The following is a 21,133-nucleotide window of genomic DNA, read 5'->3' on the forward strand; positions in this document are numbered from 1 at the left end:
TATCCGACACACGACCTTTGATTTCCCCACCCTTCAAATGTACGGAGCTTTTTCAGAAATCAAATATTAGTCCTATATATAGCAAGGCAAAAATTTAGTTTGGGAAGTCATATTGATATTGCAAGAGGTAACAACGTTGACTTTGCAGGTCAAATTCGCTTTGGTCATAATAAAAATAATAAAGGTCAAATTAAATATTGGAATAATGTTTCTGGTCACTACAAACCATCAGCTAATTCAGCAGGTAACGCTGGTTTGCCATTAAACCTTTTCATACCTTATGGATTTTGACAATAACTTATGAATGCTCGTGTTCAACAATTAATACAGATTAGTACTTATAGATCCTTAACTTCTCAGGAGGAAAAGGTAATTTTAGATTATCTGAAATCAATACCGGAAGTTGCAGTATATGAAATTATCAAGAGCATGGTTGAACAAAAAAGCCTTGTTACTATTGTAATTGCAAAGAAGGTCTTGCATAAAAAAGATTATGTTACAAAAATGTTTAGCTATGGAGTTTTAGAATCCAATGCTCAATCTATTAAATTATGGTTAGATTTTGCAATTCCTAAACTGGGATTTAAGTCAGTAGTAAAATTAATTGAAGATTTAAATAATGATAGTAATAGGTTGATCGAGAAAGCAGTCTACTGGCTTCCTCTGTTTATCTCTGAGAATGAAAATAGGTCTTGGAACTTACTGGAGAAATTAAGGGAAAAGGTAAAGTGTAGTCCAATCTGAACTTCGTTCTAAATTATGAATTCTTTAACCAGCTTTCAAGGGATAATTAATCCTTGTTATACATAACAGCCTACACGGAGAACTTAAGATGACATCTCCAGAAACGGTTATATGGCTACAAGAACGCACCAGTTTAGGAATTCTCTCTGATGAAGTGTTAAATGCGATCGCACAAGTAATTGAAGAACAAGTTGTACCAGCCGAAACTGACTTGGTTAGTGAAGGCAATTCTCCAGAAGCCCTTTATATTCTTGTAGAAGGTCAGCTCGAAAGCAATAGCACCAATCAAAGCAACCCAGCCTTAGCTTGTGGATTCCTTCCCGGAGCAGTGATTGAACTCAAAGAATTGCTGCTGGAAGAATTAACTCCATTCACAATTACTACAGTAACTGAATGTCATTTGTGGGTTGTACCTGCTGATAAATTTCGGAAATTAGTCACCCAATACCCCGAAATTGCTCAGGCTTTTTCGCGTCAATTGGCTCAAGAACTAGCTCAGGCAACATCTGCACTTGGCTATGAACAAGAACGTTCTGTAGCTTTGCGGCCATATTTAGTTACCAAAGCCCAACGGGGTATTGTCGGTACAAGTCGCTATGCTGTGAGGTTGCGGGAGCAAATTCGAGAAGCGGCTGCTGACCGCAAATCAGTGGATATTTTCGGAGAACCAGGGCTAGAAAAAGACAACATAGCAGCCCTCATCCACTTTGGTTCTCCAAAACGGCGAGAACCAATCATTAAAGTAAATTGCGGTATTCTGCAAACTAGCGGCGCAGACTTATTTGGTCGAGCCGGTGGTAAACCAGGACTGTTGGAATGGTTGGGAGAAGGTACTTTAGTTCTCAACAACATCCAAGAATTACCCAAAGAATTATTACCTACCGTGACGCAGTTGCTCAAAACTGGCATGTATACCCCCGTCAGTCGTTCTGGAGAAACAGCACCCGAACCTCGCCCCAGTAAAGCCAGAATTCTGATTGTTTCAGAAAAAACTCAGCCGACAATTGAACGCTGTATTGGTCATATTATTAAAGTACCGCCGCTAAGGGTGCGGAAAGCTGATATTCAGGCGCAGGTTGAATATTATACTAGTCTCTACATTCGCTCTAGAGGCGTTCCGAAACCGCATATTACCCCAGAAGCTTTGCGTCGCCTCCAGTCTTATGATTTTCCTGGGAACCTCAAAGAACTGAAAAATCTGGTTGAAAGAGCGATCGTGCAAGCTGAGGGTACTGATGAATTAACAGAAGAAATTTTCTGGCCAGCCGAAACTAAGAAAAAACGATTTCGAGTAAATCTGTTAAATGCCTATCCTAGTTTGCGGCGGTTTTTACGTAGTCCTTGGTGGCCCGATCGCATTAACTATGGTTTTACTGCAACGGCTTTTGCAATCATCGTTGCAATATTATTTATTGGGCCACAAACCCGCGATCACAATTTCGTCTTAAATCTATTTTGGGCTTGGTGGTGGCCATTCTTCTTATTTCTCTTTCCATTTTTGGGACGCATCTGGTGTTCTGTTTGTCCCTTCATGATTTACGGCGAAATTACCCAAAAGTTATCTCTCTGGCTGTGGCCACGACAACTCAAACGCTGGCCGAGACAGCAAGCTGAGAAGTGGGGGGGATGGTTCATGTTTGGTTTATTCACCCTAATTTTCTTATGGGAAGAACTCTGGCATTTAGAAAATACCGCTTACCTTAGCGCTTGTTTGCTGCTGTTAATTACCGCCGGGGCGATGATTTTCTCTGCCATTTTTGAGCGGCGGTTTTGGTGTCGATATCTCTGCCCCATTGGTGGGATGAATGGTTTATTTGCCAAACTCTCAATGACAGAACTCCGCGCCCAGCAAGGAATATGTTCTGCCAGTTGCACCACCTATCAGTGCTATAAAGGTGGCCCACAAAAGGGCGAAGGGATGGAAACTAATGGATGTCCTTTATACTCCCACCCCGCGCAGTTAGAAGATAACAGAGATTGCGTACTGTGCATGACTTGCCTGAAAGCCTGTCCCCATCGTTCCGTTGAATTCAACTTGCGTCCCCCTGGAATTGAATTGTGGACAACTCATGTACCCCGCACTTATGAAGTAGCATTATTGTTTTTGCTGTTGGGTGGGATATATCTGCATCGCTTGCCAGAATTACAATCTTGGTTGGGTTTACAACTGGATTTAACTCAGTTTTGGCAGCACTTCGGATTATCGCTGCTAGTGTTAATTATCCCAGCGATTTTTACCTTTGGAGCTTATGGCTTGCTGAAATTGTTGAACTTTAACCGAAAGCCAAAATCATTTGTAGAACTTGCTTATGGCTATTTACCATTGGTGTTGGGCGGAAACTTGGCTCACTATTTGCGTTTGGGCTTAGGCGAAGGCGGACGGATTTTACCTGTTACCTTTGCTACTCTTGGTTTGAGTGGAGAACAATTGCCAATATTGGTTGCTCACCCGGCCGTGATTGCCTTTTTGCAAGGTGCAACGATAATTTTCTCAGTGTTGATGACTATGTTATTAACTCAAAAAATTGCCAAGCAACCAGTGAAATCCCTTTTTGGGCAACATTTAGCTGCGATCGCTTTGGCAGCTAGTTTATGGGCAATTATCGTGTTCTAGCAATCGCTCCTTTGTATGCCATTCCACTCTGATCTTGCTCCCCTTCCCTACAAGGGAAGGGGCTGGGGGTTAGGTCTGTATTATGACTAGAAAACCACTATATTCCACCAAGAAGTCTCTAATCACTTAGACTAAGTGCAAAAAGTGAGTTAAAAACATTCTTCTTCCCTACGAACGTGATAGAAAATACTTATATGATTTATGATTTTTGATTCATAGTGTAAGGATTACAGATAATGCATGTTCTAAAAAGATCCATCAAACCAGCACCTTATATATCATTCCTCCACATCTACCAAACTACTTGGGGGACAGCTGGTGATATTTGTTTAATCCGTGAATCGATTGCTGAAGAAAGTACAGCCAAATTTATTGGTCACAAAGTCCAACTAGTAGTCCCAAAAGGGCTAGAGCGCGATCGCATTGCCAACTGTCCGATAATTAAAGTTGCAGGTAATGTCGGCGACGGACATCCTAAAGAACACCCGTTGGAATGGGAAGCTTATGAGGGTGTAAATGAAGAAATAGCTTTAGCGGCTCTCAAACCTTGGGGATTCAAGTTAATTGAACTCTAATATGGCAATCTGACTAGCTCAACTCGCTTTCGTTCTTCTGAAACTATTTTTTCCCCTAGTGCCATCAGACATTGGCTCAAATGGAAAAATTCATCTAATAGACATAGGAGTGAAATTAATTATGCGTTGCCCGAAATCCTTGGTAGGCATAATTCATAAATTGTACTTACGTTATTTTCACTCCTACGTCTAATGTACCAAACCAGGTTTCTAAATCCGCGATCGCCTGAAAATCCAACAATGCTTCACCAAGATTTTCTAATTGTTCTAAAGAGAGAGTTTCAATCCGGTCTAGCATCTCTTGGGGTAATTCTCCCACCCGTCGAGTAAGTTGACGGAGAATGAGTAATTGCCCTTCTGCTTTTCGTCCTCTTAGTTCTCCTCGTTGTTCGCCGCGTTGTTCACCTTCAGCGAGAATTTCTTGATAAATCACTGACTCGCGCATCATACCCTCCCGAAATAATTGTCGAATCAAGTCTTGATTGTATTTTAACCCCGCTAAGATTTGGGTATACGCGGAAATTTCTGGTCGTTGTCTTGGCTCAAGTTGATTAACTTTGACCACAACTTGTTGCAACAAAGCTTGGGGTTGCGTGGTTGCCGCCAGTGGTGCTAATGGTAACAAAGCGGGCTCATTGAGGAATAGTTCAGGATTTTCTTCCCATAAACGAATCACGCGATATTCATGACGGGTAGTTTCGACACAGAAGACAGTTTCAATTACTGTTCCTGGTGCAGGGGGAAGCAGTAATACGACAACTTGCGTTATTGGTAGACGATACAAACGATACAAGCGTACCCAGTAATCTAGCATCCGCAGGGGTAGGGGTGGCGTAGATTCTAGTTTGGTTTGAAATTCCAGATGCAGAATGCGTCCTTGTAGCTGTAGGAATGTGACGTAATCAGCACGAATCGGTTCAATGCTCAATTCGGTTTTGAGAACTGTGACGCTTGTTTGTGGTGTACCCAAAACCCAACTGGCAAAGGTAGCAGGATGTTTTTCGGACAGGAGTTTGCAGAGGTTATCAAAGGACATTGACGATCGCTAACAATTGAACGAGGTGTTGTTATTATCTCGTGCAGTGGTTTGAGTAGGCGATGTCTACGATGGGCTACGCTACGCACCATCGCTCAAGGAAGCTCAGTACTATACTCTGAGCGTATCTTTTTAAATTCCTGTAATATTTACATTAATATTCCATTTCTGGCTAGGTTGAGTTATCAGACGGTAAAAAGATAACTGTAGCGGTTCCTGTTTTACTAGTAAAAAACCTAACTCCCTTCTCTTTCCCTACTAAAGAAAGGGCAGAAACAGCCTTTATTTCTAAAAAAATTACGAATTACGAATTACGAATTACGAATTATACAAATGTATTTGCACATAATTAAAAAGCGATCGTCGCCCTTTTTCCTTTTTCCCTTTATCCTGCTGTTGACACTCCTCCTCGCGCTACCTTGGGTAAGCGCGAAAGAACCGCCCAAGCCCAAACCAGAAGCATGGCAGATTAACGGTATCGTAGCTGCCCTTGATGATGGGCATAACGGAGTAAAGAAACTCGCTTTTGAAAAATTCAATGAATACGATCTAAAAAATTTGAAATTGGTGGTTCACAAACCAGAGGATATTGCACTGAAAGCTGCCAAAATCCTCAAGGATAAAACTGTTGACTCAAATGTTCGTTCCAGTGTAGCAGTGGCATTGGGAAATCTGGGAGAAGTTGCCAAACCCTACGTCAAAGATATCCTCGACTTCCTCAAGGATAAAAACGTTGACTCAAATGTTCGTTACGGTGCAGCAGTGGCATTGGGAAATCTGGGAGAAGTTGCCAAACCCTACGTCAAAGACATCCTCGACTTCCTCACGGATAAAACCGTTAGCTCACTTGTTCGTTCCAGTGCAGCAAAGGCATTAGGAAATATGGGGGAGGCTGCCAAACTCTACATCAAAGACATCCTCGACATCCTCAAAGATAAAACTGTTGACTCCGATGTACGCTCCATTGCAGCAGAGGTATTAGGAAATTTGGAGGAGGCTGCCAAACCCTACGTCAAAGACATCCTCGACCTCCTCAAGGATAAAACTGTTAGCTCACTTGTTCGTTACAGTGCAGCAGAGGCATTGGGAAATCTGGGGCAGACTGCCAAACCCTATGTCAAAGATATTGCTGACATCCTCAAAGATAAAACCTTTGATTATTCTCTTCGTTACAATGCAGCAGTGGCATTGGGAAATCTGGGGGAAGCTGCCAAACCCTATGTCAAAGACATCCTCAACTTTTTCCTGAATGATACTTCTAATATTAGAATCATCAATGGCACCGATGTTCGTTCCAGTGCAGCAGAGGCCTTGGGAAAACTAGGGGAGGCTGACAAACCCTACGTCAAAAACATCCTCAACCTCTTCAAGGATAAAACTGTTGACTCCTATTTTCGTTACGGTGCAGCGAACGTGTTGGGAAATCTGGGGGAGGCTGCCAAACCCTACGTCAAAGACATCCTCGACCTCCTCAAGGATAAAACCGTTGACTTCGAAGTTCGTTACAGTGCAGCTTATGCATTGGGAAAGATAGAACAGCTCAACCTGAATAATATCGTTGTAATTATAGATAGCATTTATTACGCAGGTCAATCAGAATTTGAACAGTGGCGGTTTTTAAGCTATTTCCTGGGTGGCGGCACTAATGAAGTCAAAACGCTGCTTACATGGCTGAGTTTTGCTAACACCAAAACGATTCCTCGTCAATTAAGTCACAATCAAGGTGATAAAACTCTCAAAATCTTTGCCCAAGTCTGGGAACCCAGCCAAGGTTTAACACGATTACGCGAAGACTTAGCAAAGCAAATTGCTGTAGTTGCGAGAAAAGTCTCTTGGCAACCACAAGATATTGTTATTTTAGAAACTCACTACAACAACCTCAAAAACGCCGGATACAACGAAGCTGATTCGCTGCAATCAGTAATAGTTAACCTCAAAACTTGGCAGTGGTTGTTCAACGCCAGAACTACTATTTTGATTCATGCTGCCTTTTGGCTAGCCCTCATCTTCGCTTATCCCAAATTTCCCCAAGTTCAAGCCATCTTCTTCTGGAATCCTTGGGTAAGGCGCATTCTCGGTGTCGGCTACGTCGGCTTAATTCTCACCTGGGTTCCCTTTTTCCGCGAAAAGTTATTTGAACCCTTCAAGCCTTCCCTACTAGCCGATGCCGGGTTAGATAGTTTTAACCCCGAAGCTTACTTCCCCAATTCTAAAGTGAAAGTTCCCGGTGTAGATGAACCCGTACCAATTACCCAAGCGCTACCTAACATCAAAGGACAAGTCATCTTGGAAGGTGATTCTGGCTTGGGTAAGTCTATGTATCTGCGCTATTTAGTAAAAACTTCTGGGCGGCTTGTGGTTTATCTACCTGCACATAAGTGTGACAAAGGGGTAATTGAGGCAATTCAAGCCAAGCTACACGGACAAGCACAAGATGCTGATTTTCTCAAGAATTTAATTTACAGTGGTGCATTAGATATTTGCATTGATGGACTCAATGAAGTTACTGCCGACACCAGAGCAAAAATCTGTCAGTTTGCCGAAAGCTATTTCCGGGGTAACATCATCATGACCACCCAACCGCTAGAGTGGACACCACCCTCAACCGCCAAAATATATAAATTGCTCCCCCTTGAGGAACCACAAATTCAGGAATTTCTGATTTCCCGTCAGCCACGATTGCCCAAAAATGCCAAAGTTCAAGGTACTAATTATGAGCAAGCCACTGCTAGTTTTTTAACCAAAGCTCTCACTAATCAGCAATCACCACAAGAATTAAGCGCGATTGAGAAGGTTCTCTCTAATCCAATGGATTTAACTGTGGTAGCGCTGATGCTATCCCAAGGCGAATACCCCGATTTGTTTCACTTGCAACAACATCAATATCAATTGATGGCAAGAGAATATTTGCAAGAGTGGAACCAGGAATTTCCGCTAAAAAAATTCTCCGATGCAGTCTATCAAATGCGGCTGAATGATGAGCAAGCATTACCTGCGGATGAATTTTACCAGGTATTACAGTCATTGTCAGACGATAAATATAAAATGGTTGTCAGCCGTCAGTGGCAAGACGAAAAAGGCGAAGCCAAGAGAGAATGGTACTTCCGCCACGATAAGATTATGGATTTCTTTTTGGTGCAAAACTTTCTCGGCGAGAGTGAGGAAGCTAAAAATCGTCTCCTTGACCACATGGACGACCCCCGTTTTCGTGGTGTCTACTTTTTGCTAGCAACCTTACTCCCGTTAGATGCTGCCAAAGAACTGAAGGAAAAATTAGTTCAATATGCCGCCGATACCAAAGACCATACTGTGAGTGATACCTTCGTGCAATTGTTGCGGCCAAGAGCGTGATATTAATTCGTAATTAAGAAAGAGACTTCTAGGCTGAGGGTCAATTCTTTAGGACTTACGCAAAACTACAGGCTGTAGAGACAATTTATGAATCATGGGATTCCGCCAACGCGAACTAAGGAAACAAGGGGCTTAAGCCCCTTATCTGGAACCCACTGAGGCGGGTTTTGTTTGTGTAGACGCGGTTTATAACCGCCCTTTTAACTTGATAGATCGGCGGAAGGATTAATCACGTCCCCAGTTGCGATCGCGCTCATAGCGAAAGTTATTATCACGAATGTTACGAAGGTTATTGTCGCGGTCATATCGGCGACCGTTATCGCGGTCATATCGGCGACCATTATCGCGGTCATAACGGCGACCGTTATCGCGGTCATAACGGCGACCGTTATCGCGGTCATAACGGCGACCGTTATCGCGGTCAAAGCGGCGATCGTTATCGCGGTCATAACGGCGATCGTTGCCACGAATGTTGCGAAGGCCGTTCTGGCGGTCATAATCACCATTTCTGTAGTGACGACTATGACGTTCGTAGTTACCATCATCGTTGCGTTGATAGCCGTAGCTATCTAACTCAATAAGATAAGACGCTGGTGTATTAGCCTCAGCTTTTGGAGAAATAGCCAAAGCTGATGCAGATGCTATCAAGCCAGCCAGCAAAATAGAGGTAAAGCGGTTCATAATGTTAGTCAAAAATTATTGACATTAATTTATGCAAGTCTAGTCTGTTTAGGATGAGCAGATTCCACAAGTCTTTAAATCTATGCTATCAGTCTTGAATAAATCAGAAAGTTTTCTTGGGTGCGGTGATTGAGAAAACTTTTGTTGTCTGTAATACTTTTTGACCTTTCAAATCCCATGAAAAGTTAAAATTAAAATGAGTATTTGAATTGGATGAATCCACCTTTTATCTCCGTCAACGAGAAAATTAGGGTTTCAGCTTACAAGTAGAACGTGATCGCACCCTTACCAAAACACTTGTAGAGACGGCGATTTATCGCGTCTCAAAACCCACGATTTTGTACAAGTGGCGCTTAAAGCGTATTGCCTTATATCTCACTACGCTTGGGTTAAAGGTTATTGGTGTAGATAATTGGTCTTTCAAGACGTGATAAATCGCGTCTCTACATGAGCGATAAATTGCGAAACCTACCAGTTAGCCAATGCTGCAATCCAGGCAAAAAAACGCACACTAATTATAATCAGTGTGCGTCTGCGGTTAGATTTTAGAAATTTTCGAACTTAGCGATCGCATCTTTCATCTTTTCCACTACCTCATCGACAGGGATAACTCCCAAGTCCACGGAGGGGCGGGTACGGATACTCAAGGTGTTGGTTTCCACTTCTTTCGCCCCCACCACAGCCATTACGGGTATTTTTTCTTTCTCTGCATTGCGAATTTGTTTACCCAAGCGATCGCCACTGGTATCAACTTCTGCACGGATGCCCAAGGCTCTCATCTTCGCTACCACATCTTTCGCAAAGTCTAGCTGTGTATCACCCACAGGTAGTAATCTAGCTTGCACAGGCGCTAACCACAAAGGAAAATCACCTGCATATTCTTCAATTAAGATCCCAATTAACCTTTCCAGCGAACCAAAAGGCGCACGGTGAATCATCACTGGACGTTTGCGAACCCCATCTTCAGCGACGTATTCCAACTCAAAGCGTTCAGGCAAATTGTAATCTACCTGCACAGTTCCTAATTGCCACTCCCGATCTAGGGCATCACTAAAGATAAAGTCAAGTTTGGGGCCATAAAAAGCCGCTTCTCCAATCCCTTCAAAGTGTTCCATCCCCAAAGTTTCAACTGCACGGCGAATCGCACCTTCGGCTTTGTCCCAAACTTCATCAGAACCAATATACTTATCGCTAGCAGGATCGCGGAAACTGAGTCTAGCTTTAAAGTTCTTCAGTTGCAGCTTATTGAACACCGACAAAATCAAATCCACCACACTGAGGAATTCGCTATCTAGCTGTTCTGGAGTAACGAACAGGTGAGAATCATCTACAGTAAAACCGCGCACCCGCGTTAAACCGCCTAATTCGCCTGATTGTTCGTAGCGGTAAACAGTACCAAATTCCGCCAGGCGCATCGGTAGTTCCCGATAAGAGCGTAACTCACTCTTATATATTTGGATATGGAAGGGGCAGTTCATTGGCTTCATAACGAAGCCCTGTTCCTGTGCAGCAGCTTCCTGATCGTCTGCCATTAAAGGGAACATATCTTCTTTATATTTCTGCCAATGTCCAGAGGTTTTAAATAAATCTACTCTGGCAATGTGAGGTGTTACTACAGATAAGTAACCCCGTTTTAATTGTTCTTGCTTGAGGAAGTCTTCTAAGGTACTCCGTAACAAAGTACCCTTTGGTGTCCACAAAGGTAAACCCGGCCCTACTAGATCAGAAAATATAAATAATCCCAGTTCCTTACCCAGTTTCCGGTGATCTCGCCGTAGCGCTTCTTCTTTGCGCCGCTTATATTCAGCCAGTTGTTCTGGACTTTCCCAAGCGGTGGCGTAGATGCGTTGTAATTGGGCTTTAGTTTCATCCCCACGCCAATAAGCGCCAGCAACACTTTCTAATTCAATTGCTTTCGGGTTTAATTCACTGATATTTTCCAGATGAGGCCCAGCACACAAATCCCACCATTCATTCCCCAGATGGTAAATTGTGATTGGTTCCTGTTTGATATCTGCCAGGATTTCTAGCTTGTAAGGTTCGTTAATTTCCTGAATCCGGCGTGCGGCTTCTTCGCGGCTGACTTCTTCTCGAATTACTGGCAATTTGCGATTGATAATCTTCGCCATCTCTTTCTTGATGGCTTTGAGATCGTTTTCGCTAAATGGTTCTGGACTGTCGAAGTCATAGTAAAAACCGTTTTCTATCCAAGGGCCGATTGTAACTTGCGCCTTGGGAAACAGCTTTTGTACCGCCATTGCCATTACATGGGAAGCAGTGTGACGAATCTTTTTTAAGTTCTCCGATTCGCTGGTACGCGGTAAATAGATTTTTTCAACTTGTTCTGACTGTTGTGATTGATTTGATGAATTTGGCGACATTGGCTGCTGAACCGTTGGCGAAGTGATTACAAAAGGTGATTTATCTGAATCTGTAGGCTTACTCAACTATAACGACTTTGGTTTTTGCTTTTTTCAGCTTTATCTTCCAACTACCGAATTAATTTTTCGCCGGGGATAAAGATAAATTTTTGATCGGTTAGCTGAGTATTAAATTCAGGATTCCAGGCGTAGGCGTAGCCCGTCGTAGACATCGCTAAATTATCTTATGAATTGCAACTCGGTGTCAGCTACTCCCCCATTCGATATATATATATACGGTCTCTCCAAAGGAACTGTACAGACCCATTAGCAAGACTATATAATAAAATCTGTAGTATTTGTTACATTTTTTTATATTTACCGAAATTATTAGATTATAATAAATAAAAAGAATATTAAGAAACGTAAATAACGTTAATATTAGTAAGAAAGTTGGAAAAATCCTTCTTATTTATGTCAGACTCAAATTTACCAGGGACTGAGTTGCTGAAAACGGTTTTAGAACCACTGCTAGAAGATTTTCAGCATTGGTTTACGCGATCGCGCCATTTACTCGAAACTGAGCAGCTATCATTTATGAGTGACCAAGAACAATCTGATTTGCTCTTACGTGTTAAACAAGCGCAAGAAGAACTAAGTACAGCTAAAATGCTATTTGCTGCTACCGATAAACAAGTCGGGATTGATATGGCAACGTTAATGCCTTGGCATCAATTAGTAACAGAATGCTGGAATGTTGCAATGCGCTTTCGTCAAGAGCGTGAAGTCTAAATAGATGGGAGCATCTGTTAAATTTCCGCAGACTATTTAGCAATGTCTAACGACAAGATGCTAAACCAGTCATCAAAGAGATAATAGAAAAAGCTTAACAATTTCTTAACATTATTTGGATTAACAAGATAATGTATCCTATGCTACCGTAAGTGAAATAACGGTTGACAAATAGCTTCATCTAAATGTAAGCGCACAAAAGTGCGTCAAATAGTCATCTTAACTGTGAGTCACAGTGTCGGCGAAACAAAGCGTTACAAAATAAAGTTTTAAAAATTGTTGTTCTGGAGGAAAATCTAATGTTACACCTGCTTTACATTCTTGCTTTTACAATCCTTGCATTTATGGCTGTTGGCAACTTAATTCGTAACCTGATCATGTTCAGTTTTGATCGCGAGCGAACTTACCCAACGAATTCCTCACCAATAAATAATCAAGGTAAATACGGTTATTATTCATCAAAAAAACAGTTTGTACCTCATCCAGAGTTATTAGATAGTGCGGGTAACTTAATTAAAGAGCCGCTTTTGGTAATGCGTTCGATTAACGTTGAAGATGCGCGTCAACATCTAGATGCACTTTACGAAGCATCCCCAGGACGTAAGAGTGAAAATTCAGAAGAAGCATAAAATTTAGGACTTAGGAGTTTGGGTGTAAATTATGATTGTTTTACATCCTTAACCCTTCTTTAAATAGAAATTTATTACCATCCTTGAATGTAAAGCGCGATCGCATCAATCGGCTGCTAAATTAACATTATCTTTTACACTTGGCAGAGTTCTAACGATTTTTCGGTTACAAGTCTGAATTATGTTTCGATAAAAAAAGGAGCCTGACTCAGACTCCTTAATATAAAGATTGGTAATATAATTGTGACTACTTAATAGTCACCTTACCGCCAGCTTCTTCGATGCGCTTCTTAGCATCTTCAGCAGCATCCTTAGCAATACCTTCTTTAACTGCCTTGGGTGCAGCTTCTACCAAGTCTTTTGCTTCTTTCAGACCCAAACCGGTCAATTCGCGGACAATCTTCAGTACAGCAATCTTCTTATCAGCTGGGACTGAATCGAGAATCACTTCAAACTCAGTTTGCTCAACAGCTTCTTCAGCCGGTGCAGCACCACCGGGGCCAGCCATCATCATCATACCGCCAACAGGTGCAGCAGCACTTACGCCAAAAGCTTCTTCAATTTGCTTGACTAGCTCAGAAGCTTCCAGCAAAGAAAGGGTTTTTAGTTGTTCTAAAATTTGATCGGTTGCAGCAGACATTGATATAACTCCTGTAATTTTGATTATTTATTTGTCATGGGTCATTAGTCTTTAACTTATAGACTTTTGACTTTTGACTGATGAACCACAAAGTCTATTCAGCAGCAGGTTCAGTACTGCTATCATCTTCAGTAGCGGTTTCAGCGCTGCTATCTTGTACAGCAGCAGTTTCGGTGCTACCACCACTTTGTTCTTGGTCGGCCACAGCCTTCAAAGCACGAGCCAGTGAGCCAGGAACTTCGTTGATACCCACAGCAATCTTGGTAGCCAAGGCGTTGATAGCCCCAGCAATTTGCGCGATGAGTTGTTCCTTAGATGGCAAGTCTCCTAGTACCTTGACATCAGGTTCTTTGAGTAGACGACCTTCCAGGACACCACCACGAAGTTCTGTCTTCTTGGTAACTTTTTGGAATTCTTGGTATGCCTTAATTGCCGATGAAAAATCATCTTTTACCAGCAAAAAAGCGGAAGAACCATTGAGCAATTCCGACAAAGGCTGCCATTTCTCATCACCTTCAATAGCAATGCCCATCAGGGTGTTCTTCGTCACCTTACAAACAGTGCCACTAGGACGTAGCCGCCGCCGTAAGTCTGTGATTTCCGAAACTGTTAGCCCCTGATAGTCAATTACCAGTGCCAGAGTTGACTCACTCAAAGTTTCTTTGAGGTCAGCTACTATTTCTTTTTTATTTTCTAGTGTTCTACCCATTCCAATCTCACCTCCTTAAAATAATCGGGGAAGTGCCCTACTTGTACGTTTCTTTTAAACCTGAAAACCCAAACAACAAACCCCGGTTAAATTAGCCGGGGTTGAGTATTAAGACTCGTGATGCCATAGTTATCACACCTTTAGGGGTGGTAATTTTGACAATTAGAGTTTTAACCTCGGCAGGATATTTAAGCTATTAGCACCTGCTGTCTCCGGCTTTGCCTATTCGATTTTATGATTAGTCATTTGTCCTTTGTCTTTACAAATGACTAATGACTAAAAATTAACCTACTTCGCTCAGTTTTAAATCTCGTAGGGCAGTGACATCAATTTTAATCGATGGCCCCATTGTGGCTGACACATAAAATGTGCGCCAATAACGACCTTTAGCTCCTGAAGGACGGTTACGGTCAATCGTCTCCTGCAATGCCTTCAGGTTGACTAACAAATCTTCAGGCGAGAAGGTTGTCTTACCAAACATAACATGAACGATACCAGTTCTGTCAGCTCGGAATTCTAATTTACCAGCTTTGAATTCTGCGATCGCACTTGCTATATCAAATGTTACGGTTCCACCTTTGGGCGATGGCATCAAACCACGGGGACCTAGCAACTTACCTAGCTTTGCTACCTGTGGCATCACATCTGGTGTGGCAATCAGCTTGTCAAAATCCATTCTACCTTTCTGGATTTCGTCAATCAGTTCTTCTGACCCGACTATATCAGCCCCAGCGTTGCTGGCTTCGTTTACCTTTTCGCCTCTGGCTATCACCGCCACCCGAACAATTTGTCCTGTACCTTTAGGCAGTGCTACCGTTGTCCGCAACTGTTGGTCTGTATATTTGGGGTCAATTCCCAACCGGATATGCGCTTCCGCAGCTTCAACGAATTTAGCTGTTGCTGTGTCTTTGAGAAGGGCTAAAGCTTCTAAAGGATGATAATCCTTATCTTCTACTTTTGCTTGTAGCGTCTGCAAACGACGCGATATTTTTGCCATTTTTTTCTCCTGGGGTAATTCCGAAGCCTCGCCTCTCCCCCGATAATTTTTTATTTGTCCTTTGTCATTTGTCTTTCGTCTTTCACTAATGACCAATGACTAATCTTTGACTGTTATACCCATATTCTTAGCCGTTCCTGCCACAATCTTCATTGCCGCGTCGATGTCGTTGGCATTGAGGTCGGGGAGTTTCGTTTGGGCGATTTCTTGCAATTGGGCTTTAGTAATTGACCCAACCTTCTTTTTGTTGGGTTCATTCGAGCCTTTTTCAACTTTTGCCGCCTTCCGAATCAGCACTGATGCTGGTGGCGTTTTGAGTACAAACGTAAAACTCCGGTCTTCAAAAACCGAAATTTCTACAGGTATCACCATTCCAGCTTGGTCTGCTGTTTTGGCGTTGTACTCCTTGCAGAACATCATGATGTTAACGCCATGTTGACCCAAGGCGGGCCCAACTGGCGGTGCTGGGTTGGCTTTTCCAGCATTCAGGGCCAGTTTAATGACCGCCACTACTTTCTTCGCCATTTGTATTTAACTCTGTTTCTCTACCTGATTAAATTCCAATTCTACTGGTGTATCCCTGCCGAAAATTGAGAGCAAGGCTTTAAGTTTACTCCGTTCTGGAGACACTTCAATTACCTCGCCTTCAAAGTCTTTAAATGGACCAGAAAGCACCATTATCTTATCACCAGTAGCCATGTCAATTTTGACAACAGCTTCTTGTTCGCTGGTTTGTTTGAATATGCGTTCAACTTCCGAAGAACTCAGTGGTATGGGGTGGACATGACCGCGACCCTTGCTGCTACCACGTTTTTGTTCTGAACCGACAAAGTTAATTACATGAGAGGTGTTTCGTACCACCTGCCAGGTATCATCATCCATCATCATCCGCACCAGCACATAGCCAGGAAAAACTTTTTCTTCTGTATGCTGGCGACTGCCATCTTTGCGGATTTTCACCGCTGGCGTTTGCGGAATTTCTACCTGGATAATTTTGTCAGCTACATCAAAAGTTTGAATGCGTTGCTCCAAGTTAGTCTTTACACGCTTTTCACAGCCTGAAGCTACTTGTACAGCATACCAGCGTGCTTCTTTTGACGCTGCTTCTGCTGTTTCTCCTGTTTCCTCCGACTGCAACGTGGAGTTGCGAGGTTCGTCTGTTGCAAAAGTCATCAGAACACCTGTTTTGCTGCCCAACCAAACAATCCATCGACCAAGTATATCAAAGATGCGGAGAGTGCCACCATTAACAATACAGCGGCGGATTCGCTCACTATCTGCTTCCGACTGGGCCAAACTACTTTGTCAAGTTCTTCTTTGGTTCCCTGTATGAAGTTGCCTAAGCTAAAACCATTTGTGTTTTCTGGCAATTCTGCTTCACTTTTTTTGGACACGACCCTTTATCCCCCCGTTTCTTACTCAATTTTGGATTTTGGGTTTTAGATTTACCCTATGCTTTAAGGCAAAGGTACTTAACTTCAGATTCTGGGTTGTGCATTTATTTTGAATTTTTTGTCAACTCCTTCGGGTTCAGCAGTCACTCATGGGGGAAAACCCCTTAGCGAAGCGTTTCGTAGAGAAGACCGGGCTGCTTCACCAAAATCTAAAATTTAAAATCTAAAATTTGTTCTTCCAGTTTTACAGTTTCGACTCTATTTTACTTAATTGAAAGCAAAACAACTGCAAATACAATAAGTTTACCCGAAATTATTATCACTAACTGCTAATATAGCAGTTGCGTAATTATTTCGGGCTTTATTTTTTGCTCTTGAGCGCGCCCTGGAGGACTTGAACCCCCGACATCAGGTTTTGGAGACCTGCGTTCTACCAACTGAACTAAGAGCGCACAAGCTGTTTTTTATTCACTTATTGCGCTGAACTAAATTTTAGCTTAACGCAACACGCGATTTCTATCATACTTCAATTTCGGTGAGAAAACAAGTTAGCGGCAGATGCCGCTTGAGATTTCTCCCATAATGAAAGAAGCACGAATCACAAAGGGCGGTCAAACCGTTGCTTAATCCGGGTTGCCTTACCTACGCGATCGCGGAGATAATACAGTTTAGCACGGCGGACTTTACCGCGACGTAATACCTTGATGCTGTCAATCCGGGGAGAATGCAACAGAAATACGCGCTCAACGCCTACACCTTGAAAAACCTTACGGACTGTAATAGTTTCGTTGATGCCACCATTGCGTTTGGCAATCACTACTCCTTCGTAGGGTTGTACCCGGTATTTTTCGCCTTCTTTAATTTTCACTCCTACTTTTACGGTGTCGCCCACATAAATGTCGGGCAAATTTGATTTTAGCTGTTCCGCTTCAATGGAGCGGATAATCTCTTGAGCGCTCATAGTCTTTCTGTCTGTCTGCTTAAAAAAAACCCACGATCATCAATCATAAATCGATAATCCTATTTCAGTCTACTTCTACTTATTGGAGATTGAGAATTTTACTGAGACAAAACTCGGTAGATCGAAGCTATATTGCAAAATGCCGTACCAAAGGTGTAAATCTATGAAATTTAGTGTCGTCATCAGTACCTATAATCGCTTGAACTTGCTGCAAAGAGCAATTGAGTCGGCTTGGAACCAAACCATTGAGTGTGAGGTGGTTGTTGCCGATGACTGTTCTTCTGATGATACCCAAACATATCTCAAAAGCTTAGGGGACAAGGTTGTCTACCATCGGAATCAAGTGAACCTTGGTCATGCAGCAACGGTAAATGCTGGAGTTGCCAAAGCTAGTGGCGACTGGATTAAGTTTTTAGATGATGACGACTATTTAGCTCCCAACTGCATAGAAGAGATGGCTAAGGCGATCGCACTTCATCCCGATGCTGTAATCTGTTCTTGTGTCGCGGCTCAGGTAGATGGCAATGAAGTTGAACTCAGTCGCACCCCGCAAGTTGGCCCTGGTTTAGCTTTTTATGTCCCCCAAGCCGATATTCATTACGGTATGCTCTTAGAGCTTGTACCCTTTGGTACGCCTGTACAAGTGGCTTGCCGACGTGATGCTTTTCTACAAACTGGTGGTTGGGACTCCACACTTGATGCTAACTGTGATGATATCGATTCGTGGATTAGGATTGCCCAGTTTGGTGATGCTATTTTCTTTAACCAGTGTCTTGCGTACCGAACTATTTGGCCCGGTGCATATAATCAAAAGTTTTCTTTGTCTCGGCGGTTGGCGACAAATATTTTGATGAAAGAAAAAATTTATGCCTTGGTAAATGAGCAACATCGCTCAAAAATTCCCGGCTTTCAAGATATAAAAAATTACCTGAAACTCCATTGGATTTTAGTATCACTGAAGCAAAAAAACCTCAAGAGCTTTTTTTCAATGATAGATCCATCTATATTTTCTCCTAAGTCTTGGAAGTTTTTGCTCACTGCTGCCTCATCACGTCGCTCTCAGGGAAACAATTCTGAAGTTCGTAAACTTGTATTGATTGATTCATAAGGGACTATTATTTGTAAATTTGTAGGGGTACAAAGCCTTGCGCCCCAATACTTTTCAGTTAAGGGGGGAGGAACACGAAAAAGTGAGATCATCGTGAAAAGAGCAGGGGAAACAGGGGGTGTGAAGAGAAAATTTTAGTATTTTTTTACGAGCCTTATAGCCCAATACGCTTGGGTAAAACTTCAAACTCTTTATTAGTTGCAAAAAAATTGTAGTGGGTCATTTGGCACGCTTATAGCCATTTTTGTAAAATAATTTTAAGGGTTCTAATGTGTCGAGTGGTATAAGCACCAGAACCGCCTAATCGATGTTGGTGCGATCGCTAACGAGTACGTTGACGACGAGCAGATCGTTTACCTGCCTAAATAGGCTTCTAGGGATTAGAGCTTCATGTAAAGTTAAAGATGAATATTTTTAAGTATTAGGAGTATTGAGTTTGGATAAATTGTAGTTTAAATGTACTAAAAAAGACTAATGCTATAAAGTTAGTAGAAAACTAGAAAAAGTAGGCTAAAAGTACTATTGTTACGTCATTTTCAACGCTTGAGCAAAAATATCAACGTATCCAAAAGGAGTTAATGGCCGGGGCGATCGCTCTTGGCGGTGTTTTCCTCATTGGCACTTCGTGGTACTCATTAGTGGAGGGCTGGACATGGGAAGATGCGGCTTACATGACAGTCATCACTCTAGCAACTGTGGGATACGGTGAGACTCATCCACTGGGTAGCCGAGGACGATTGTTTACGATTGCCCTGATTTTGTTGGGTGTAGTCAATATTGGTTACATTGTCAACAGATTTACAGAAGCGATCATTCAAGGCTACTTTCAACAAGGAATTCGGCTACAACAACAGAGGCGGTTAATGGAATCCCTAACAGAACATTACATCATCTGTGGATTTAGTCGGACTGGTCGTCAAATTGCCAAGGAATTTCGAGCAGAAGGCGCACCTTTTGTAGTGATTGATTCAGATATGGAATCTGTGCAAAGGGCACAGACAGAAGGTTACACGGCATATCAAGGTGACGCTACATTAGATGACACACTTTTGAAAGTTGGTATTGAACGGGCGATTTGTATTGTTGCAGCCCTGCCTTCCGATGCTGAAAATTTATACATTGTTTTATCAGCCAAAACACTAAATTTAGGAATTCGGGTGATTGCCCGCGCAAGTACAGAAGAAGCTTTGCAGAAGTTACGACGCGGTGGTGCAGATGAGGTGATATCCCCCTATATTACTGGTGGGAAGCGGATGGCTGCTGCGGCACTCAGACCCCAGGTTTTGGACTTTGTAGACGGGATTTTGACAGGTGCAGACCGTCAGTTGTATATGGAAGAATTTTTACTCGACCCGGCTTTTTGTCCCTTTGTCGGTCAAAGTTTGCAAAAGGCGAGATTGCGATCGCAATCAGGGGCATTAGTTCTGGCAATTCGCCGCGCTGATGGGGCTCTCATCGGTGGTCCCACTGGCGATACAGTCTTAATGTCGGGCGATCGGCTGATTGGTATGGGTACAGCAGAACAGTTGCGTAGCCTTAACCAAATTCTCGGCCCGATTAATTCCAAGGAACTGCGGCGACCGAAAAATAGCTGATTTTATTTTTCCTTAATTACTTCTCATACCAAATTCTAAGTAAGCTTTGTATAGTATAATTGCATACTCTGATTGTCAAGCAATCTAAAGTTTGATGGCAACGATACGAATTCTCCGATAGTCAGCTGTCCAATTACCTTGTTGATACAGTGTCGGCAAAAGATGCTCTTCTACAGTGCGAATTACTTGTATTTTTTGGTCAGCAGACAGTCCTGCTAGAAAAGCATCAGCAAACATTTCAAGCCAGTTCGCCATCCCTGCTTCGCCTTCTGTTAGGGGAGTAGGACGAGCAAACAAGGTGGCATAAGTAACATCAAAGCCTTGTTGTTCTAGTAGGGTAGCGTACTCACCAATACTAGGGAGATACCAAGGATTCAGTGCTTGTAGGAAGATAGCGATCGCCTCTAAAGCACTGTACAAAGCTGTGACGATTGCTTGAACATTTCCCTTACCGCCAAATTCTGCGACAAAACGCCCCCCAGGTTTTAACGCTTGATGTATGGAAGCAATCGCCGCATCTGCTTCTTTAATCCAATGTAAAACAGCGTTGGAAAATACAGCATCCAATGGTTTCAATACTTGAAAATCTCTGGCATCAGCAACATCAAAGCGTAGATGGGGATAGTTTTGTCTTGCTGTCTCAATCATCGAGGATGCGCGATCGATTCCAGTCACTTCAGCCCCGGCTTGAGCAATTTTTTCTGTTAGTTGCCCAGTCCCACAGCCAAGATCCAAAATGGATTCTCCCGGCTTGGGGTTGAGTACTTTCAGCAAGTTCTCGCCATATTGCCAGACAAAGGCGTGTTTATCCTCATACAGGTCTGTATTCCAATTATTGTCGAGTAATGGAAGATTATTCATAAACTATGAAATTACATTGCAGAGTATTGTTTTGCTAGTCGTCAACCAAGTTCGGTAGATTGGTGACTGCATAATCATCACAATAA

20 protein-coding genes, 1 tRNA gene and 1 other annotated feature are annotated in these 21,133 nt (G+C 42.6%); of the genes, 9 read left to right on the forward strand and 12 right to left on the reverse strand.

What is annotated here, in order from left to right:
* Window positions 1–99: 99 nt before the first annotated feature.
* The 4 genes from G1O98_RS23090 (at window position 100) to G1O98_RS23105 (ending at window position 3,933) form a co-directional block, all read left to right on the forward strand.
* On the forward strand, window positions 100–291 hold the full coding sequence (locus G1O98_RS23090; protein WP_163932330.1) for a hypothetical protein: 192 nt from the start codon (window positions 100–102) through the stop codon (window positions 289–291).
* A gap of 9 nt (window positions 292–300) precedes the next feature.
* Window positions 301–744 carry a hypothetical protein gene (locus G1O98_RS23095; RefSeq protein WP_163932333.1) on the forward strand — a complete coding sequence of 148 codons (444 nt, stop codon included), beginning with the start codon at window positions 301–303 and terminating at the stop codon, window positions 742–744.
* A gap of 88 nt (window positions 745–832) precedes the next feature.
* Window positions 833–3,358, forward strand: a complete 2,526-nt coding sequence (locus tag G1O98_RS23100; RefSeq protein ID WP_163932335.1) for a sigma 54-interacting transcriptional regulator — start codon at window positions 833–835, stop codon at window positions 3,356–3,358.
* Window positions 3,359–3,594: 236 nt separating this feature from the next.
* A complete protein-coding gene (locus tag G1O98_RS23105) occupies window positions 3,595–3,933 on the forward strand; it encodes a hypothetical protein (RefSeq protein ID WP_163932338.1) in 339 nt (112 codons plus the stop codon).
* Between the two features lie 166 nt (window positions 3,934–4,099).
* On the opposite strand, the gene G1O98_RS23110 is transcribed toward G1O98_RS23105, so the two are convergent.
* Window positions 4,100–4,969 (reverse strand): DUF4351 domain-containing protein, encoded by an 870-nt coding sequence (locus G1O98_RS23110; protein ID WP_163932341.1) that lies wholly within the window; start codon window positions 4,967–4,969, stop codon window positions 4,100–4,102.
* Window positions 4,970–5,302: 333 nt separating this feature from the next.
* Between G1O98_RS23110 and G1O98_RS23115 the strand changes: the two genes are divergently transcribed.
* Entirely contained in the window at window positions 5,303–8,320 is a 3,018-nt protein-coding gene (locus tag G1O98_RS23115; RefSeq protein ID WP_163932344.1) for a HEAT repeat domain-containing protein, read from the forward strand.
* A gap of 225 nt (window positions 8,321–8,545) precedes the next feature.
* On the opposite strand, the gene G1O98_RS23120 is transcribed toward G1O98_RS23115, so the two are convergent.
* The gene (locus G1O98_RS23120; protein WP_175586827.1) at window positions 8,546–9,001 is read right to left on the reverse strand and encodes a hypothetical protein; all 456 of its coding nucleotides are present in this window, start codon (window positions 8,999–9,001) and stop codon (window positions 8,546–8,548) included.
* 545 nt (window positions 9,002–9,546) lie between these two features.
* The gene (thrS, locus tag G1O98_RS23125; protein ID WP_163932384.1) at window positions 9,547–11,382 is read right to left on the reverse strand and encodes a threonine--tRNA ligase; all 1,836 of its coding nucleotides are present in this window, start codon (window positions 11,380–11,382) and stop codon (window positions 9,547–9,549) included.
* 453 nt (window positions 11,383–11,835) lie between these two features.
* On the opposite strand from thrS, the gene G1O98_RS23130 reads away from it, so the two are divergent.
* Together G1O98_RS23130 and G1O98_RS23135 are read left to right on the forward strand one after the other, a co-directional pair.
* On the forward strand, window positions 11,836–12,153 hold the full coding sequence (locus tag G1O98_RS23130) for a DUF2605 domain-containing protein (RefSeq protein ID WP_012412097.1): 318 nt from the start codon (window positions 11,836–11,838) through the stop codon (window positions 12,151–12,153).
* Between the two features lie 299 nt (window positions 12,154–12,452).
* The gene (locus G1O98_RS23135; RefSeq protein ID WP_163932347.1) at window positions 12,453–12,782 is read left to right on the forward strand and encodes a DUF2973 domain-containing protein; all 330 of its coding nucleotides are present in this window, start codon (window positions 12,453–12,455) and stop codon (window positions 12,780–12,782) included.
* 247 nt (window positions 12,783–13,029) lie between these two features.
* On the opposite strand, the gene rplL is transcribed toward G1O98_RS23135, so the two are convergent.
* From rplL to rplS, 8 genes are all read right to left on the reverse strand, one after another.
* Window positions 13,030–13,422: a 50S ribosomal protein L7/L12 gene (gene rplL / locus G1O98_RS23140; RefSeq protein ID WP_012412095.1), complete on the reverse strand. Its 393-nt coding sequence runs from the start codon at window positions 13,420–13,422 to the stop codon at window positions 13,030–13,032.
* A 94-nt stretch (window positions 13,423–13,516) separates the two neighbouring features.
* Window positions 13,517–14,131: a 50S ribosomal protein L10 gene (gene rplJ / locus G1O98_RS23145; protein ID WP_163932350.1), complete on the reverse strand. Its 615-nt coding sequence runs from the start codon at window positions 14,129–14,131 to the stop codon at window positions 13,517–13,519.
* 65 nt (window positions 14,132–14,196) lie between these two features.
* Window positions 14,197–14,365, reverse strand: a sequence feature (ribosomal protein L10 leader region).
* Between the two features lie 49 nt (window positions 14,366–14,414).
* Entirely contained in the window at window positions 14,415–15,128 is a 714-nt protein-coding gene (gene rplA / locus G1O98_RS23150) for a 50S ribosomal protein L1 (protein ID WP_012412093.1), read from the reverse strand.
* A 99-nt stretch (window positions 15,129–15,227) separates the two neighbouring features.
* The gene (rplK, locus tag G1O98_RS23155; RefSeq protein WP_012412092.1) at window positions 15,228–15,653 is read right to left on the reverse strand and encodes a 50S ribosomal protein L11; all 426 of its coding nucleotides are present in this window, start codon (window positions 15,651–15,653) and stop codon (window positions 15,228–15,230) included.
* Between the two features lie 6 nt (window positions 15,654–15,659).
* Window positions 15,660–16,301, reverse strand: a complete 642-nt coding sequence (nusG, locus tag G1O98_RS23160; RefSeq protein WP_012412091.1) for a transcription termination/antitermination protein NusG — start codon at window positions 16,299–16,301, stop codon at window positions 15,660–15,662.
* Complete coding sequence (secE, locus tag G1O98_RS23165; RefSeq protein ID WP_163932353.1) at window positions 16,301–16,522, reverse strand: preprotein translocase subunit SecE; 222 nt, start codon at window positions 16,520–16,522, stop codon at window positions 16,301–16,303. The genes nusG and secE overlap by 1 nt, the downstream gene beginning before the upstream one ends.
* A 379-nt stretch (window positions 16,523–16,901) precedes the next feature.
* Window positions 16,902–16,974 (reverse strand) — tRNA-Trp (locus tag G1O98_RS23170).
* A 146-nt stretch (window positions 16,975–17,120) separates the two neighbouring features.
* Window positions 17,121–17,483: a 50S ribosomal protein L19 gene (gene rplS / locus G1O98_RS23175; protein ID WP_012412089.1), complete on the reverse strand. Its 363-nt coding sequence runs from the start codon at window positions 17,481–17,483 to the stop codon at window positions 17,121–17,123.
* A 163-nt stretch (window positions 17,484–17,646) separates the two neighbouring features.
* On the opposite strand from rplS, the gene G1O98_RS23180 reads away from it, so the two are divergent.
* Window positions 17,647–18,591, forward strand: a complete 945-nt coding sequence (locus tag G1O98_RS23180) for a glycosyltransferase family 2 protein (protein ID WP_163932357.1) — start codon at window positions 17,647–17,649, stop codon at window positions 18,589–18,591.
* 578 nt (window positions 18,592–19,169) lie between these two features.
* The gene (locus tag G1O98_RS23185) at window positions 19,170–20,186 is read left to right on the forward strand and encodes a potassium channel protein (protein ID WP_163932359.1); all 1,017 of its coding nucleotides are present in this window, start codon (window positions 19,170–19,172) and stop codon (window positions 20,184–20,186) included.
* Window positions 20,187–20,270: 84 nt separating this feature from the next.
* Here the strand turns inward: G1O98_RS23185 and G1O98_RS23190 are convergent, their stop codons facing one another.
* Window positions 20,271–21,047: a class I SAM-dependent methyltransferase gene (locus G1O98_RS23190; protein ID WP_163932362.1), complete on the reverse strand. Its 777-nt coding sequence runs from the start codon at window positions 21,045–21,047 to the stop codon at window positions 20,271–20,273.
* Window positions 21,048–21,133 lie beyond the last annotated feature (86 nt).

This window comes from Nostoc sp. UIC 10630 (assembly GCF_010747425.1).
Taxonomy (GTDB): Bacteria; Cyanobacteriota; Cyanobacteriia; order Cyanobacteriales; family Nostocaceae; genus Nostoc.

What these genes read in the sequence shown, in the direction of transcription:
- G1O98_RS23095 (WP_163932333.1), top strand. Translation starts at nt 301, where the DNA reads ATGAATGCTCGTGTTCAACAATTAATACAGATTAGTACTTATAGATCC.
- G1O98_RS23100 (WP_163932335.1), top strand. Translation starts at nt 833, where the DNA reads ATGACATCTCCAGAAACGGTTATATGGCTACAAGAACGCACCAGTTTA.
- G1O98_RS23105 (WP_163932338.1), top strand. Translation starts at nt 3,595, where the DNA reads ATGCATGTTCTAAAAAGATCCATCAAACCAGCACCTTATATATCATTC.
- G1O98_RS23110 (WP_163932341.1), bottom strand. Translation starts at nt 4,969, where the DNA reads ATGTCCTTTGATAACCTCTGCAAACTCCTGTCCGAAAAACATCCTGCT.
- G1O98_RS23115 (WP_163932344.1), top strand. Translation starts at nt 5,303, where the DNA reads ATGTATTTGCACATAATTAAAAAGCGATCGTCGCCCTTTTTCCTTTTT.
- G1O98_RS23120 (WP_175586827.1), bottom strand. Translation starts at nt 9,001, where the DNA reads ATGAACCGCTTTACCTCTATTTTGCTGGCTGGCTTGATAGCATCTGCA.
- thrS (WP_163932384.1), bottom strand. Translation starts at nt 11,382, where the DNA reads ATGTCGCCAAATTCATCAAATCAATCACAACAGTCAGAACAAGTTGAA.
- G1O98_RS23130 (WP_012412097.1), top strand. Translation starts at nt 11,836, where the DNA reads ATGTCAGACTCAAATTTACCAGGGACTGAGTTGCTGAAAACGGTTTTA.
- G1O98_RS23135 (WP_163932347.1), top strand. Translation starts at nt 12,453, where the DNA reads ATGTTACACCTGCTTTACATTCTTGCTTTTACAATCCTTGCATTTATG.
- rplL (WP_012412095.1), bottom strand. Translation starts at nt 13,422, where the DNA reads ATGTCTGCTGCAACCGATCAAATTTTAGAACAACTAAAAACCCTTTCT.
- rplJ (WP_163932350.1), bottom strand. Translation starts at nt 14,131, where the DNA reads ATGGGTAGAACACTAGAAAATAAAAAAGAAATAGTAGCTGACCTCAAA.
- rplA (WP_012412093.1), bottom strand. Translation starts at nt 15,128, where the DNA reads ATGGCAAAAATATCGCGTCGTTTGCAGACGCTACAAGCAAAAGTAGAA.
- rplK (WP_012412092.1), bottom strand. Translation starts at nt 15,653, where the DNA reads ATGGCGAAGAAAGTAGTGGCGGTCATTAAACTGGCCCTGAATGCTGGA.
- nusG (WP_012412091.1), bottom strand. Translation starts at nt 16,301, where the DNA reads ATGACTTTTGCAACAGACGAACCTCGCAACTCCACGTTGCAGTCGGAG.
- rplS (WP_012412089.1), bottom strand. Translation starts at nt 17,483, where the DNA reads ATGAGCGCTCAAGAGATTATCCGCTCCATTGAAGCGGAACAGCTAAAA.
- G1O98_RS23180 (WP_163932357.1), top strand. Translation starts at nt 17,647, where the DNA reads ATGAAATTTAGTGTCGTCATCAGTACCTATAATCGCTTGAACTTGCTG.
- G1O98_RS23185 (WP_163932359.1), top strand. Translation starts at nt 19,170, where the DNA reads ATGGCCGGGGCGATCGCTCTTGGCGGTGTTTTCCTCATTGGCACTTCG.
- G1O98_RS23190 (WP_163932362.1), bottom strand. Translation starts at nt 21,047, where the DNA reads ATGAATAATCTTCCATTACTCGACAATAATTGGAATACAGACCTGTAT.